The organism is Neobacillus sp. K501, from assembly GCF_053749995.1.
Genome location: NZ_JBSLYA010000001.1, coordinates 567,360 through 581,523 on the forward strand (window position 1 = coordinate 567,360; position 14,164 = coordinate 581,523).

Genomic DNA, 14,164 nt, shown 5'->3' on the forward strand with positions numbered 1-14,164 from the left:
AGAGGTTGTCGTGGTTTTAGTTAAGAGAGAGAATATTCCATGTTGCAGCACTAATTCAACTATATGAAATATTCAAATATATACAATGATAAAAATCACAGTATCTGTCTAAACTTGTAGATATATTAGGACTGTTAATTTAAGAAGTGTTAGGACTGATATAATTGTGGTAAAAGTTAGGAGTGTTCTTTCTGCTCTTTCACAGGGGAAGGGTCTTTCAAAATATGCTTAGAAGGCCTTTTAGCAGCACTTTTTATGAGGTAAATAGAGTAATTTTAAGGCCTTCATCTTAGCGACGATAACTTGTGCAATGGAATTCTACTTAGGTTTATACACATACCTTTGGCCAAATCAGGATCATTTGCTTAAATGCAATTTTCACTTCTTCTTTTGATTTGGTAAATTCTTTTGAAGCTTTTTGGTATTCATTTATTAAAACATCAAGTTCCTGACTGTATTTGATAGTTTCTTCACAAGTGAAACCATTAAGGTTCGCACATTCAATCATCATTTCCCTTTTGACTTTAATTGCCTCTAGCATTTCAAAAGGATTATTACCATACGTATCCAATTTTCTCCACCTACTCCTTACTCTTTTACATTAAATTACTAAAAAATAGATTACTTGAAGAATTATGACAAGATTTTAGGTAAAAGTAAATACTTTCGCAAAAGTAGACAAAACAAGCATTTTTCGACATTTTTCTTGTATATCATCTCTACTTCTTCCTATTCTATTTTCTAAGTAACACAAAAAACTGGCTTGCACTTTTGCAGCCAGTTTTCTTCGTTATGGTGTTACTTCTTCTTTTTCGTAAATTGGTACCCAGCCCTCTGTCGTAACAAAAATCCGGACAGCAACAACCTTTCGATCTTCCTCAAGTGTAAAATAGTGCCTAGTGTTTTCTGGAACAGAAATTAAATCACCTGGTTCAAGATGCACTTCAAAGAATTCGCCATCTTTCCCTTGAATGACAAATACACCGTGTCCGCTTACAATGAATCGAACTTCATCATCTGTATGGTGGTGCTCATTTTTGAAATTGGTCAGTAAAACATCTAGATTGGGAGTGTTTTCAGATAATGAAATCACATCTTGAGCTTTATAGCCCCGTCTTTCGGAAATATTAGCGATTTCCACTTTGAAGGCATTTAAGATAGCCTGTTTTTCCTCGTCACTTAAAAGATACTTTTCTACCAATTCCTGCGGCAATTTAGTGATATCCCATTTTTCATAGATGACTTCTTGACTGTTTAAAAAACTTACTACCGCTTCTTGATTATTGATTTGTTCTTTCCTAGTTTGAAATGTAATATTGGCCATATGAGTCTTCTCTCCTTTGATTATTATACTACTTTAAATAATTGATATGGTTTATGCTCTAGAAGGCGTAACTGGTACCGGAATAAAAACTCCGAGGCCTCTAGGATTTTTTTCGCTTCAAAAGCATTTCTGCCCCAAACGGTAATTCCATGATTGCGAATTAAAACAGCTCCTGTATCACCTTTTATATGTTCTGAAAAAGCACTTGCAAGAGTCGGAATATGAGCATAATTTTTGATGATAGGAATCGTGAGCACCGCGTCTTCTTCCCACTTATCAAATGCTTTTATTAGCTCTTGTCCTTTAAAGGTGACTTCACCATGATCACCATATACCTCTGAAATGACATTATTATCAATTGTATGGACATGGAGACTGCAGCCGGCATTGGTCTTACGGTAAATTTCAACGTGAAGAAGCGTTTCTGCAGAAGGCTTCAGATTACTTTCTTCAACGGCATGCCCAAACTCGTCCACCAAGACAAAATCCTCATTGGTTCGTTTACGCTTATCCTTGCCACTCGCTGTCACAAGAAATTGAATCGGTGCATCACTTACTTTAATTGCTAGATTTCCGCTCGTTCCCATGAACCAATCCCGTTCAGATAATTCATCCTTAACATCCGCTAATTCTAGCCATTTCTCCTTTAACATGATAGCTTCTTCACCCCAATCCTAGTTTTTATCGCTTCTATACATTCAAAAAAGCTTGTAAATCCCTGATAGTTTATTTCCCACTCCGCACATTTTTCCTCGAGTAAATCTCTTGCTAAGACAAAGTCTGCTAGACGAGCTGCCTCCAGATCTGTTACGGAATCACCGATGACTATTTTATAATGGTCTTCATTCTGAGATAAATTTCGAATAATACTTGGTTTGCAGCAGCCGCATTTATTTTCGCAGCCTGAGTCACAATCATACGGCCAAAGAATCTTGATGGTTTCTCCTGAAAAATCGGCTTCATTACAGTAAATCCCTTCAAACGGACCATATCTCTCAAGAATGGGATAAACAAAGAAATCAATTCCTCCGCTGACAATATAAAGTGGAATCTGTTCGGACCGAACAAAATCAACAAACTCCGCAAATCCTTCACGAATTTTGGCATTTTCAATCACAAAGCTTGTGATTTCATCTCTTTTGCTGCTTGGTAATGCCGCAAAAAGCTGCCCTACTCCTTCACTAATTGAAATTTCTCGGGCAAGGATTCGATCCTTGATTTCTTCCCAATTTGGGGGTGCAAATTTTTTCATTATGGCAATGATATTATCGCTTTCTGTGATGGTTCCATCAAAATCACAGTAAATGACAGGCTTACTCATTTAGATTGTCACCTCAGCATTGCCCCACAACTGAAGAGCTTTATTAAGTTCGGAATAACTTTCAGCTCCGCTGGCTAAGCTTTTCCCTTGAAGACTTACATCAATTGCTTGACGGAAGGCAAGACCGCCACCGCGAGCACCATCTGGGTGGCCATGTACCCCTCCACCTGCATTTATGACAGAATCCACCCCAAAATCACGTATTAATAATGAGACTAATCCGGGATGTATACCTGCAGACGGAACTGGAAATGCCCTTTTAAAGACATCTTCTCTTGTTAATTCCTTGGCAATTGACAAAGCTTGTGCTTTCTCTAATGCTACAGTTCCGTATGGGGATGGGAATAACGATAAATCAGCACCTGCATAACGGAGTAGCTTCCCGAGTAATAACGAATGAGATAATCCGTACTGAGAGGATGAGGTTAAAGCCCCACTAACTGCGGGATGGGCCATAATTGGCAGACTGATTTCATCCTCCTCTCGCAATTCTTGCAGAACATCCAATCCATATGAAAAAACATTGAATAATAGTAAATCAGCACCAAGCTCCGCAGCACGTTTAGCTTTCTCCTTCAGCTGTGATGTTCTTCCGGTTAGGTTGACTGCATATAAAGTGCGCTGTCCAGTTTGCTCAAATACTTCTTCAAGAACTATTTTTCCGGCAGAAATTCTTTTTTCAAATGGAGTCAATTCATTTTCAAAGAGAATTTCATCATCTTTTACAAAATCAACACCACCGAGGGCTTGTTGCTTAAGCTGCTCGGTTAAGAAAGAAAGATCCTTCCCAAGAATCCCTTTAAAAATACTCATTAACAGCGGTCGATTAAATACACCAATTTTCTCCCTCAGTCCCTCGATACCAAATCTAGGACCAGGTAAATGGCTTTTTAATTCCTGCTCAAACTTCAAATCTAATAATTTGATTTTCCCATCCAATGACAGCTTTCCAAATACAGTTGTTAAAATAGCAGGTAAATCATTTGAAAAATTGATTGTTGGGTAGGCAATTCGAATTAGCGATTGTTCTCCCAATTCAGATGTATTTCCTTCAATGGAAACCACCCGGCCTTTATGCTTCCGAAGTTGACTTTGCTCAAGCTCAGGTAAGTTCGTCCACGAACCAACAGTTAAACCTAAAGCAATTTCCTCTGCTTTTTTTTCCGGATATTTTTCGTCATTTACCACATAAGTTGCAATTAGTTCCGTCATTCAAACACTTCCTTTTTCCAAAAACGTAAAGAAAACTTGGCTAGCGCCAAGCCGTAAGGCGCAGGCGATTGCCTAGTTGCACTTATACTTAATTCCTAAAAATTTTAACTACGTCGAAATATCTTCTTTGCTAAAATTTTATACCTTCTTAACGTATAAAAAAACCTCTTCAAAAAAGAAGAGGTTAGTGTCACTTACTAACATCTTCTCATCTTTCAGCATCATCGCTGCAAGAATTAGCACCGTGCTTAACACAAAAATTAAGTCGGTTGCCGGGCTTCATAGGGCTTTTCCCTCCGCCTGCTCTTGATAAGAAAACGATCGTATATTATACATTTCCATGTTGTTAAACTTTATTTAAGATTATTCCAAGAATAAAATGTTTGTCAATCTATTTTTTAAAAATTTTTAAAGTGCCGATTCTTCTGACTGCTTCTTCAAGTCTTTCTTCGGATGTTAGGAGTCCAACTCGGACATAGCCTTCACCCAATTCCCCGAAGCCAATGCCAGGTGCAACCGCTATATGTGCTTCCTTAAGAAGAAGATCAGCAAATTCAGCCGAGGAAAATTCCTCAGGAACCTTTAGCCAAGCAAAAAATGATCCTTTTGGCGCCTTAACATCCCATCCTAAGGATCGAAGACCTTGTATCAACACATTTCTTCTTCGCTCATATAACTCATTTAATTCATTGACACATCTCTGTGGACCGTTTAGTGCCGCGGCAGCAGCCTCTTGGATTCCCCCAAAAAGACTGCAATAAAGATGGTCTTGCAAAAGCTCAATTGCCGAGATGACACTTTCATTCCCTAAAGCAAATCCAACTCGCCATCCTGCCATATTGTAGGTTTTTGATAAGGTGTAGATTTCAATCCCAACCTCTTTTGCTCCTTCAATTTGCAAAAAGCTCAGTGGTTTTTTATCATCGAAACCAATTGCCCCATATGCAAAATCATGGACCACACAAAGATTATTTTTGCTGGCAAGCAGAACCGTTTCTTCAAAAAATTCCTTCGTCGCCGTTGCCCCTGTTGGATTATTTGGATAGTTAAGGAACATTAATTTTGCCTTTTCTAAGTCATCTATTGGTATTTCGTTATAATCGGGTAAAAAATGATTATTTTCTCGCAGCGGCATTGTTACCATCTCAGCTTTTGCTAGGGCAACACCTGATAAATAATCTGGATATCCTGGATCTGGGACGAGAATAGTATCACCAGGATTTAATAAGCATTGAGGAATTTCTACTAATCCAGCTTTACCGCCAAATAAAATCGCCACTTCTGTATGGGGATCCAGGTTAACACCGTATTCTCTAAAATAAAAATCGGCAATAGCTTGTTTTAAATAATGATGTCCTTGAAACGGTGAATATTTATGATTAACGGGATTAGTTGCAGCCTCTTGCAATTTTCTCACGATATGTTCCGGAGTAGGCTGATCAGGATTACCTTGTCCTAAATTAATCACATCATGACCTGCAGCAATCGATTGACCCACATTTTTCACGAGTGAAGCAAAAAACTGGTCTGGAAGACTTTTTAATCGCTCTGATGGTGGATATTGTTTCATGGTCTCACCCCATTCATTTTTTTATGTTGAAATTCTAGTCACAAATGATATAACTTTTATAAAAGCTTGTAAAGAAAAATTTCTCAAAATTTACAATGGGGTGAACATTTTTGAAATTAAAAATAACCTGCCTGCAAATGGATATTTGCTTTGGTGAACCAAGTAAGAATTATCAATTAGCAGAACGTTTGATTGACCGAGCCATGATGGAAACTCCAGATATTATTGTGCTGCCCGAATTATGGACAACAGGATACGATTTAACACGACTGGATGAAATTGCTGATAAGGATGGACAGGACTCTATCACTTTTTTAAAACGTTTAGCACAAAAATATCAGGTACATTTTGTTGGTGGGTCCATAGCTAACAGAGGTGAAAACGGGGTAAAAAATACCCTCCTTATCATCAACAAAAAAGGAGAGCTAATCCATCAATATAGTAAACTACATCTCTTTAAACTGATGGATGAACATCTATACCTTGAAGCAGGAACGGAAAAAGGCTTGTTCGAATTAGAGAATCATCTTTTTGCGGGAGTCATCTGTTATGATATTCGCTTTCCGGAATGGATTCGGGCCCATACGGAACAGGGAGCGGAGGTTCTTTTTGTTGTAGCGGAATGGCCTAAATCACGTTTAGCACACTGGCGTGCATTGCTAATTGCTCGCGCCATTGAAAATCAATGTTTCGTTATTGCATGTAATCGTGCCGGAAAAGATCCCAATAATATATTTGCTGGACATTCTATGATCATTGACCCATGGGGGGAAGTAATCGCAGAAGCTGGGAGCAACGAAGAAATATTATCAGCAGAGCTTAACTTAGAACTTGTAAAAAATGTTCGAAAGCAAATTCCTATTTTTGCCGATCGAAAACCAGAATTTTATAAATAATCATTAAAATTATTGACAGTTTATTTAACATCCTGTTATCATTTTTATCATACTGAAAAAATTGAAAATTACATTTTCTCTTATCATGAGCTGGCTGAGGGATTTGGCCCTTTGAAGCCCAGCAACCGACCGTAATTCCATTGTGAAATGGGGCGCGTACAAATAGGCGCTGGGATGTTACCCTTTAAGGCACGGTGCTAATTCCAACAGAAGGAAATTCTTTCTGAGAGATAAGAGGTGCGAAGTACATTTGTCTTCTAGCCTCTTTCAGATTTAAGAAAGAGGCTTTTTCATGCTAACAAAACAGCATAAACAGGCCTCCCTATACCAAGGAGGAATACAGTTGCAGACACTTAATCAAGAAATCTATAAACCATTAACGGAAAACGATGCAATCCAGCTAGCAATATCGTTAAAGTTGTTTGATGAAAACCCAGACCTTACATGCACTGAAATTGGCGACGGAAACCTCAATCTTGTCTTTCATATCGTCGAAAGCAAAAGTGGTAAAGGCATAATTATCAAACAAGCACTTCCATATGCAAAGGTAGTGGGAGAAAGCTGGCCTCTTACTTTAAAAAGAGCAAAAATTGAAGCCGATGCCTTGAAGGTGTTTGGTCATATTGTTCCCGATCTTGTTCCAGAAGTGTATTTCACCAATGATGTGTTAGCGATTACAATTATGGAAGATCTATCCCATTTAACCATTGCACGAACAGGTTTTATTAATGGTGAGACTTATCCATTACTCTCAAAGGATCTAGGGGAGTTTCTAGCCAAAGTACTTTTCTATACCTCAGATTATGCATTAGGTCCGGAACTAAAAAAAGAGCAAGTTGCAAAGTTTATTAATCCAGACCTATGCCATATTACGGAGGACTTAATTTTCTCGGACCCTTATTTTGATGCAGAAACAAATGAATTTGAAGAAGGATTACGCCAAGATGTCGAAGCGATTTGGCATGATGAAGATTTAAAGTTTCATGTTGCTGTTTTAAGAAAGAGCTTTTTAACAGAAGCGGAAGCCCTTCTACATGGTGATTTGCATACTGGTAGTGTTTTTGCCGATAACCAAGAGACAAAGGTCATTGATCCAGAATTTGCTTTTTATGGACCAGCAGGTTTTGACATTGGACAAGTATTTGCTAATCTTCTTTTTCAGGTGATTGTAAATCATGAAAAAAGTGAGGTATTTGTCCATCATGTTGAGAATTTCTGGACTGTTTTTGAAAAACAATTCTCCAGCCTTTGGGTGTCAGAAAATAAGGACTTACTGTCAAAATCCAATTTATTTTTAAACCATGTTCTGTCTAAGTATTTTGAAGATGCCGTTGGCTTTGCGGGCTGCGAGTTAATCCGTCGAACGATTGGTCTTGCCCATGTTGCAGATCTAGACCACATTGATGACGATAGTTTCCGCTTAGCTGCAAAGCAGAAAACCCTTGAACTTGGAAAAGTACTGATTAAACAAAGAAAAAAGCTGAATGATCTTGAAACTCTTTTGAATACAATTAAAAGTCTGCTATAAAACAGGAAAAAAGCAATCATCATGATTGCTTTTTTCCTGTTTACATTACAAAAATGGATTTTCATGTTTTGCTTTAAGGCGTTGCCATCTATTTTCTACTTCTGCTTCAAATTCTTCTAGGATTGGTTTATTTTCTTCCTTGAGAAGATGTTTTGTTTTACCCATGTATTTTAACCAGTCAGAAATAGGGATACGTTTGTTCTTTGCCTCTGGATCATAGGTAATCGTCGTTACCCCTTGTTCAACCTCATAAAGCGGGAAGAAACAGGAATTGACAGCTGCCTCCAATATCGTTGCACCATAACGATCCTCAGACTTCCAGTTTAACGGGCAGGTAATAAGAATTTTCCCATAGACGGTCCCAACGTTTTGTGCATACCATTGTGCCTTTGCACCTTTTTTAATTAAATCTTGTGGGAACGCTTCTGCTCCAGTAAAGACATAAGGAATATTGGTAGCTGCCATTATTTGTGCCGTATCCTTATGATGGAAGGACTTCCCTTTTTGCATTTTCCCTACTCCAGATGTACTCGTCATATGACCGAGTGGAGTAGAATAGGACATTTGCGAACCCGTATTCATGTAACCTTCATTATCATACTCAAGCATGATCAATTTGTGTCCACGTAGAGCCGTTCCAATCGCAGAACCCATACCGATATCCATTCCACCATCGCCAGTAATCATCACAAAGGTTGCATCATCCGATACTTCAATTTCTCCACGGCGTTTCAGCTCAAGAAATGCTTCGAGTGTACCTGACAAAGTAGCGGCACCGTTTTGAAACAGGTTGTGAATCATCGTTTGCTTATGTGAACTATGCGGGTAAGAGGTCGTTGTCACATAAGCACAGCCTGTTTGAAATAGTGTAACGATATCTCCCTCAATCCCTTTAAAGAACAATTCCAATCCCGCAAAAATTCCGCAGCCAGGACATGCACCATGTCCAGAGGCAATCCGCTTTGGTTTAGTTGTGAGTGCTCGTAATGGCGGGATCTTTACCTTTAACCTGTTCATTTCTTCATCCATTTTCACTTCAATTAATCCCGATTTATAGACATCGCCATGTTGTGGAGTAATGACCGGTTTAAGAATGTTGTCCGGATTCCCTGGTATATGGCCATAATAATCAAATGGTTTATCAGCGCAGCCTTTATCCATTGCTGAGATCGCCATTTCAAAGAAGTTTAGTGCATCACTTGCGTAAAAGTCCTTACCGCCAAGTCCAAAGACGCGGCTTAAAACGATTGTTTGATTTTCACGATCATCTTGAAGCGCTGATTTGACTTCATGTGTTAAATTCGGTCCATTTGCACCATAAGAATCTGCACGTTCCCCCACTAATAATGCTTTTACATTTTTAAGAGCTTCACGGATTTCCTTGGCAGGGAATGGACGAATAATATTTGGACTAATTACCCCCGCTTTTATTCCTTTCGCCCGAAGCTGATCAACTACATCTTTAGCTGATTCAGCGGCAGAATTTAATAGGAACAATGCGACTTCAGCATCATCCATTTGATATAAATCAAGTACTGGAAACTCACGCCCTGAAATACGTGCATATTCTGCTGCAACCTCTTTATATACTTCACCAGCTGCGTAAATTGCTTCTGACTGCTGAAAATGATTGTTCATGAGATCGTCACCATTCATATGAGCGCCAATCGTAACAGGTTTCTTCGGATCTCTAGCAAAATGGTAATCGGTTGGACATTCACCAACAAATTGCTGAACAATGCTGCGATCCTTGAAATACTCTACTCTCCGCTTTTGATGGGAAGTAAAGAACCCGTCATAAGCAACAATAACTGGGAGTCGCACTTTTGAATGCTCGGCAATTTTCAATGCCATGATATTCATATCATAAACAGCTTGAGGAGTTCTTGCCGTTAAAATAACCCACCCAGTATTTAATGCAAAATAAAGGTCAGAATGATCTCCTCTAATATCAAGCGGCCCACTAACAGCCCGGGTAACTAGGTTCATAACCATTGGAAAGCGAGTTCCAGCTTGAACTGGCAGCTGTTCAATCATATATAAAAGACCATTTGCGCTTGTCGCGTTAAATACACGGGCACCAGTTGCTGCTGCACCGTAGCAAATTCCTGCAGAGCCATGCTCTCCATCCGCCGGAATCAATTTTATATCATGCTCGCCACGTGCTTTCATTTGATCTAAAAATTGAGCAACTTCCGTAGATGGCGTGATTGGAAAATACCCCATGATATGATAATTAATTTGAGCAGCTGCCATCGCAGCCATTTCATTTCCGGATTCAAAGGTTGAAAGTTGTTCAGCAACTCTCTGACTTGTTAATTTATCTTCCAAAATAGCCATTAGAAACTACCTCCTGTTACATAAGGAAAGTTTTGCTTTACCCGGTTCGCATCCGCATACCCAATCATTTCACGCAGATCTCCTAGCGCATCGGTAGGACATGCCTCAACGCATTTTAAGCAACCCTTACAGTATTGATAATCAATTCCCTTAAGAAACATTTGCTTTCTTCCGCGCTTGTCTTCGCCTTCTTCCCAAACAAAACAATAATCCGGACATACATTGTCACATGCCGCACAATGAATACATTTTTCTTGACTGAACTCTGGCAGGAATCCTTGTCGTGATCCACTTAAATCTTTTAAAATACTATTTGCCTGTGCAGTCATTACTCCGCCAATTTCCTGGGTTAAATAACCTAATTGTGGTACCGTTCTTGTGAAGCTTTTCCCCTCAGCATCTACAGGAACTTCGTATCTTTTAAATTGAACTTCATTGTAACCTCGGTCAAACGTACGAATATTTGGTTCAACTAGATGAGGGTATTTCTTTTCAAAAGTTTTGCGAATGACATTTCGCATTGAATCCGGATCTAGAAAATCACAAATTCGGTATAAGGCACCAAGCATCGCTGTATTTACCTTTGTTTTTTCCTCAACTGCAATTGTTAACGCATCGACAATCGCAAGTGTACCGTATTCAAGCTGCAAATCGGTCTTGACTTCATCAAATTCTCTTGAAGAGTTGACCAATGCAATGCCATCCGCATTCAAACCGCTTACAACATCTACCGTTTTATAGAGTGCTTCATGAAAAACGCCAATTACATGCGGCTGCTCAATCGGGCTATGATCTCTTATTTCTACATCTGCATCACAAAAGCGAATAAAACTCTTTACCGGTGATCCCTTTTTCTCAGATCCATAGGACGAAAAATTAGAACCGTTTAGTCCTAAACCTAATACTCCCGCTTCAGCAAGCATTTTTCCAGCCAGATTGGCTCCTAAGCCACCAATGGATTCTAAGCGGATTTCAAAAAATCCAAGGTCATTTTTTTTCGGTAATTTCGACATACTATCCCTCCCCATATAGATAGCAAAACTACTGCTCGTTCAAATAAAATACAAATAAAATACAAATTAAATACATAAAACTTTCAAAATTATTGTAGGGGAAATTTGAATATTACGCTGTGACAAAAATCAAACATCAACAAAAATTTCCTATAACACAATTAAATTTTTTCTTTGAAGCCTTTATTTAATTGATCATTTTACAGTAATACGAAAATATAACAGGTGGAAAACTGTAGTACAACAGACAATAATACCTCTCTCCAACCTAGCATAGCAAGGCTCACACCGTATTGGATGTGAGCCTTGTTTATGTCCCTGTCTAGCTAATTCCGATAAAATAAACTATAATAAAATATCGTTTTCAATTATACAAAGGAGTTTTACTATGAATGTTATTTGTTCGACCTTGAATGCCAAGTATATCCATACAAACCTGGCCATTCGTTATTTAAAATCCTATGCTGCCCCTGAGCATGAAATACAAATTAAGGAATACACGATTAAAGACCCTGTTATGAATATTGTTACTGACCTTTACCAGCAAAACCCTACGGTAATCGGCTTCAGCTGCTACATCTGGAATATTGAAGAAACATTAAAAGTTATTAATATGTTGAAGAAAATAAACCCTTCCATCGTGATCGTATTAGGTGGGCCAGAAGTCAGCTATGATACCGGTGAATGGATGGAAAAAAATCCAAATATTGATTTTATCGTTATGGGTGAAGGAGAGCAAACCTTCAAACAATTACTTACAGAAATGAAATCTACCCATAATTACAAAAAGGTTTCTGGAATTGCCTTTAGGGAAAATAGCAAAGTGAAATTCACCCCGCAAATGAATAAGCTTGATTTAAAAGAACTGCCATCTCCGTACCGTTTTCCTGAAGATATCTCCCATCTTGGAAAGCGAGTTACCTATATAGAAACTAGCCGCGGCTGTCCTTTTAGCTGTCAATTCTGCCTTTCATCCATCGAAGTAGGTGTCCGTTATTTCGACAGAGAAAAAATTAAAGAAGATATCCGCTATTTAATGGCAAACGGAGCAAAGACAATCAAATTCGTGGACCGAACATTTAATATTAGCAGAAGCTATGCGATGGAAATGTTCCGCTTCTTAATCGATGAACATCTGCCTGGGACTGTCTTTCAATTTGAAATTACCGCAGATATAATGCGTCCTGAGGTTATCGAATTTTTAAATAATGAGGCACCAAAAGGATTGTTCCGCTTTGAAATTGGAGTGCAATCTACCAATGACTATACGAATGAACTTGTCATGCGTAAGCAAAATTTTGCAAAGCTGACACGGACAGTCACGATGGTAAAAGAAGGCGGGAAAATCGACCAGCATCTTGATTTAATTGCCGGACTTCCAGAAGAGGACTACCACTCATTCCGCAAAACTTTCAATGATGTCTTCGAAATGCGGCCAGAGGAACTGCAGTTAGGCTTTTTAAAGATGTTAAGAGGGACTGGTTTGCGACTTCGGGCAGCAGATCACGATTATATTTATATGGACCACTCGCCTTATGAGATCTTAGGAAATAATGTCCTCTCGTTCGAGGACATCGTCAGGATCAAACAAGTAGAGGATGTATTAGAAAAATACTGGAACGATCATCGGATGGACCATACAGTTGAATTCTTAGTAACAAAAGTATTTTCAACCCCTTTCGACTTTTTCCAAGAATTTGGAACCTACTGGGATTCTCAAGGCTGGTCAAGAATTGGTCATCAGCTTGAAGATTTATTCCGCAGACTTTATTCTTTTTTGGAAAGTCAGTACGTAGCAGATTTGGATATAATTGCTGGACTAATGAAATATGATTATCTACGAAACCATAAATATAAGCCAAGAAAACCTTGGTGGGAAAATAGCATGGATAAAAAGAAGAGAACGAATGTATACGATCAAATTATTGATAAGCCATCCAGATTAGGACAGGAGTTTTGCGAGTTACAGCTTGATGAAAAAGATTTGTTTAAGCATACGATGGCAGAAGATCTATCCTTTGACCTTGGAACTTATCTCTCAGACGGGATTTTAGAGAGAAATCCTACCATTTTATTTGCCTACTTTGATCCTTCCCATAATCGAACTCTTGTTTTTTCTTTCCAAGTGGATACAAATAAGCCGGCTTAATGTGCCGGCTTATTTTTTTTATTTTTGTGGGTCTTTTTATTTTCACTCGTTGATTGAAGAATTTCATATAACTTAATGCCATTCACATCACCAAATTCAATGCTGAATTCCTCACGAGGAACCTTTACATCAAGCTTCTTTTTCATCTTAGCTTCTTCCCTTTTTCCCCTGCTTCGAATTGCGGTTAGCAAAACGAATTGCATTATCATCATTTGCAAATTCTGCTGTGAATTCAGTGTTTTGTACATTTTTATGCGGTGTCTTGGAGTATTTTTCAACTGCATTATATTCTGCTTTTCTTTTCGCCATTCAATGGACCTCCAATTTTTATATTTGTTTCCCCTTTAGTTTTTATCAAAAGTCTTTAATCAATCACTTCCTTATTTTTCATAAATATTTTTACTTTGGGAGCGGAAAATAAATAAAAACAGGAGTGAGTGAAATGGTAAAAAAGAAATCAGTCCCAGAAAAATTAAGCATTAATGAGACTATGCCCCATCAAATCAATGCTCCAAGTTTTGAAGACACAGGAATTAAAATGGAAGAACCTTTTGTGAACGAACATGGAGTTGTTATTGGGGATAGCTTATACTCCTCTCCTAACTCACCATTAGAAAACTGGACTGAAGATACTGACCCTGCGATTATGTCTGGTGATGAATGGGTTCATCCTACCAATGATATCGGCTGGAATACACCTGAAAATCGAGAACTGCTTGAAAGTAAAAAGAAACCAAAGGGCTATCCATTTATGCATCCCACTAAAGATGTCAGTAAAGGTACGGATTAAAAGAAAAGCGGAAGCGCCTTG

Annotated in this window: 14 protein-coding genes and 2 riboswitches; of the genes, 4 read left to right on the top strand and 10 right to left on the bottom strand. The window is 38.4% G+C overall.

The genetic code is table 11. The annotated features are described in order from the left end of the window. Nucleotides 1-328: 328 nt before the first annotated feature. From ACWM35_RS02790 to ACWM35_RS02815, 6 genes are all read right to left on the bottom strand, one after another. Entirely contained in the window at nt 329-571 is a 243-nt protein-coding gene (locus ACWM35_RS02790; RefSeq protein WP_454815254.1) for an aspartyl-phosphate phosphatase Spo0E family protein, read from the bottom strand. Nucleotides 572-790: 219 nt separating this feature from the next. Further along, nucleotides 791-1,324 carry a 1,2-dihydroxy-3-keto-5-methylthiopentene dioxygenase gene (locus ACWM35_RS02795; RefSeq protein ID WP_454815256.1) on the bottom strand — a complete coding sequence of 178 codons (534 nt, stop codon included), beginning with the start codon at nt 1,322-1,324 and terminating at the stop codon, nt 791-793. A 23-nt stretch (nt 1,325-1,347) separates the two neighbouring features. Continuing rightward, the gene (locus tag ACWM35_RS02800; RefSeq protein ID WP_454815258.1) at nt 1,348-1,977 is read right to left on the bottom strand and encodes a methylthioribulose 1-phosphate dehydratase; all 630 of its coding nucleotides are present in this window, start codon (nt 1,975-1,977) and stop codon (nt 1,348-1,350) included. Next, nucleotides 1,971-2,645: a 2-hydroxy-3-keto-5-methylthiopentenyl-1-phosphate phosphatase gene (locus tag ACWM35_RS02805; protein WP_454815260.1), complete on the bottom strand. Its 675-nt coding sequence runs from the start codon at nt 2,643-2,645 to the stop codon at nt 1,971-1,973. Before ACWM35_RS02805 ends, ACWM35_RS02800 begins: the two co-directional genes overlap by 7 nt. Continuing rightward, nucleotides 2,646-3,857 (bottom strand): 2,3-diketo-5-methylthiopentyl-1-phosphate enolase, encoded by a 1,212-nt coding sequence (gene mtnW / locus ACWM35_RS02810; protein ID WP_454815262.1) that lies wholly within the window; start codon nt 3,855-3,857, stop codon nt 2,646-2,648. Between the two features lie 205 nt (nt 3,858-4,062). Then, a riboswitch (SAM riboswitch) is annotated at nt 4,063-4,173 on the bottom strand. Between the two features lie 75 nt (nt 4,174-4,248). Further along, the gene (locus ACWM35_RS02815) at nt 4,249-5,427 is read right to left on the bottom strand and encodes an aminotransferase class I/II-fold pyridoxal phosphate-dependent enzyme (RefSeq protein ID WP_454815264.1); all 1,179 of its coding nucleotides are present in this window, start codon (nt 5,425-5,427) and stop codon (nt 4,249-4,251) included. A 110-nt stretch (nt 5,428-5,537) separates the two neighbouring features. Between ACWM35_RS02815 and ACWM35_RS02820 the strand changes: the two genes are divergently transcribed. Continuing rightward, complete coding sequence (locus tag ACWM35_RS02820) at nt 5,538-6,323, top strand: carbon-nitrogen family hydrolase (protein ID WP_454815266.1); 786 nt, start codon at nt 5,538-5,540, stop codon at nt 6,321-6,323. A gap of 77 nt (nt 6,324-6,400) precedes the next feature. Then, nucleotides 6,401-6,560, top strand: a riboswitch (SAM riboswitch). Nucleotides 6,561-6,666: 106 nt separating this feature from the next. Beyond that, nucleotides 6,667-7,851 carry an S-methyl-5-thioribose kinase gene (mtnK, locus tag ACWM35_RS02825; RefSeq protein ID WP_454815268.1) on the top strand — a complete coding sequence of 395 codons (1,185 nt, stop codon included), beginning with the start codon at nt 6,667-6,669 and terminating at the stop codon, nt 7,849-7,851. Nucleotides 7,852-7,896: 45 nt separating this feature from the next. Here mtnK and ACWM35_RS02830 read toward each other — a convergent pair whose 3' ends face one another. Both ACWM35_RS02830 and ACWM35_RS02835 read right to left on the bottom strand, forming a co-directional pair. Further along, nucleotides 7,897-10,191, bottom strand: a complete 2,295-nt coding sequence (locus ACWM35_RS02830) for a thiamine pyrophosphate-dependent enzyme (protein ID WP_454815270.1) — start codon at nt 10,189-10,191, stop codon at nt 7,897-7,899. Next, nucleotides 10,191-11,204: a 2-oxoacid:acceptor oxidoreductase family protein gene (locus ACWM35_RS02835; protein WP_454815272.1), complete on the bottom strand. Its 1,014-nt coding sequence runs from the start codon at nt 11,202-11,204 to the stop codon at nt 10,191-10,193. The genes ACWM35_RS02830 and ACWM35_RS02835 overlap by 1 nt, the downstream gene beginning before the upstream one ends. Before the next feature lie 388 nt (nt 11,205-11,592). Between ACWM35_RS02835 and ACWM35_RS02840 the strand changes: the two genes are divergently transcribed. Beyond that, the gene (locus ACWM35_RS02840; RefSeq protein WP_454815274.1) at nt 11,593-13,353 is read left to right on the top strand and encodes a B12-binding domain-containing radical SAM protein; all 1,761 of its coding nucleotides are present in this window, start codon (nt 11,593-11,595) and stop codon (nt 13,351-13,353) included. Here the strand turns inward: ACWM35_RS02840 and ACWM35_RS02845 are convergent. Next, a complete protein-coding gene (locus tag ACWM35_RS02845; RefSeq protein WP_454815276.1) occupies nt 13,350-13,499 on the bottom strand; it encodes a hypothetical protein in 150 nt (49 codons plus the stop codon). The two genes, ACWM35_RS02840 and ACWM35_RS02845, sit on opposite strands and share 4 nt — an antisense overlap. A 1-nt stretch (nt 13,500) precedes the next feature. Then, nucleotides 13,501-13,662: a hypothetical protein gene (locus ACWM35_RS02850; protein WP_454815278.1), complete on the bottom strand. Its 162-nt coding sequence runs from the start codon at nt 13,660-13,662 to the stop codon at nt 13,501-13,503. Nucleotides 13,663-13,795: 133 nt separating this feature from the next. Between ACWM35_RS02850 and ACWM35_RS02855 the strand changes: the two genes are divergently transcribed. Next, the gene (locus ACWM35_RS02855; RefSeq protein ID WP_454815280.1) at nt 13,796-14,143 is read left to right on the top strand and encodes a DUF3905 domain-containing protein; all 348 of its coding nucleotides are present in this window, start codon (nt 13,796-13,798) and stop codon (nt 14,141-14,143) included. Nucleotides 14,144-14,164 lie beyond the last annotated feature (21 nt).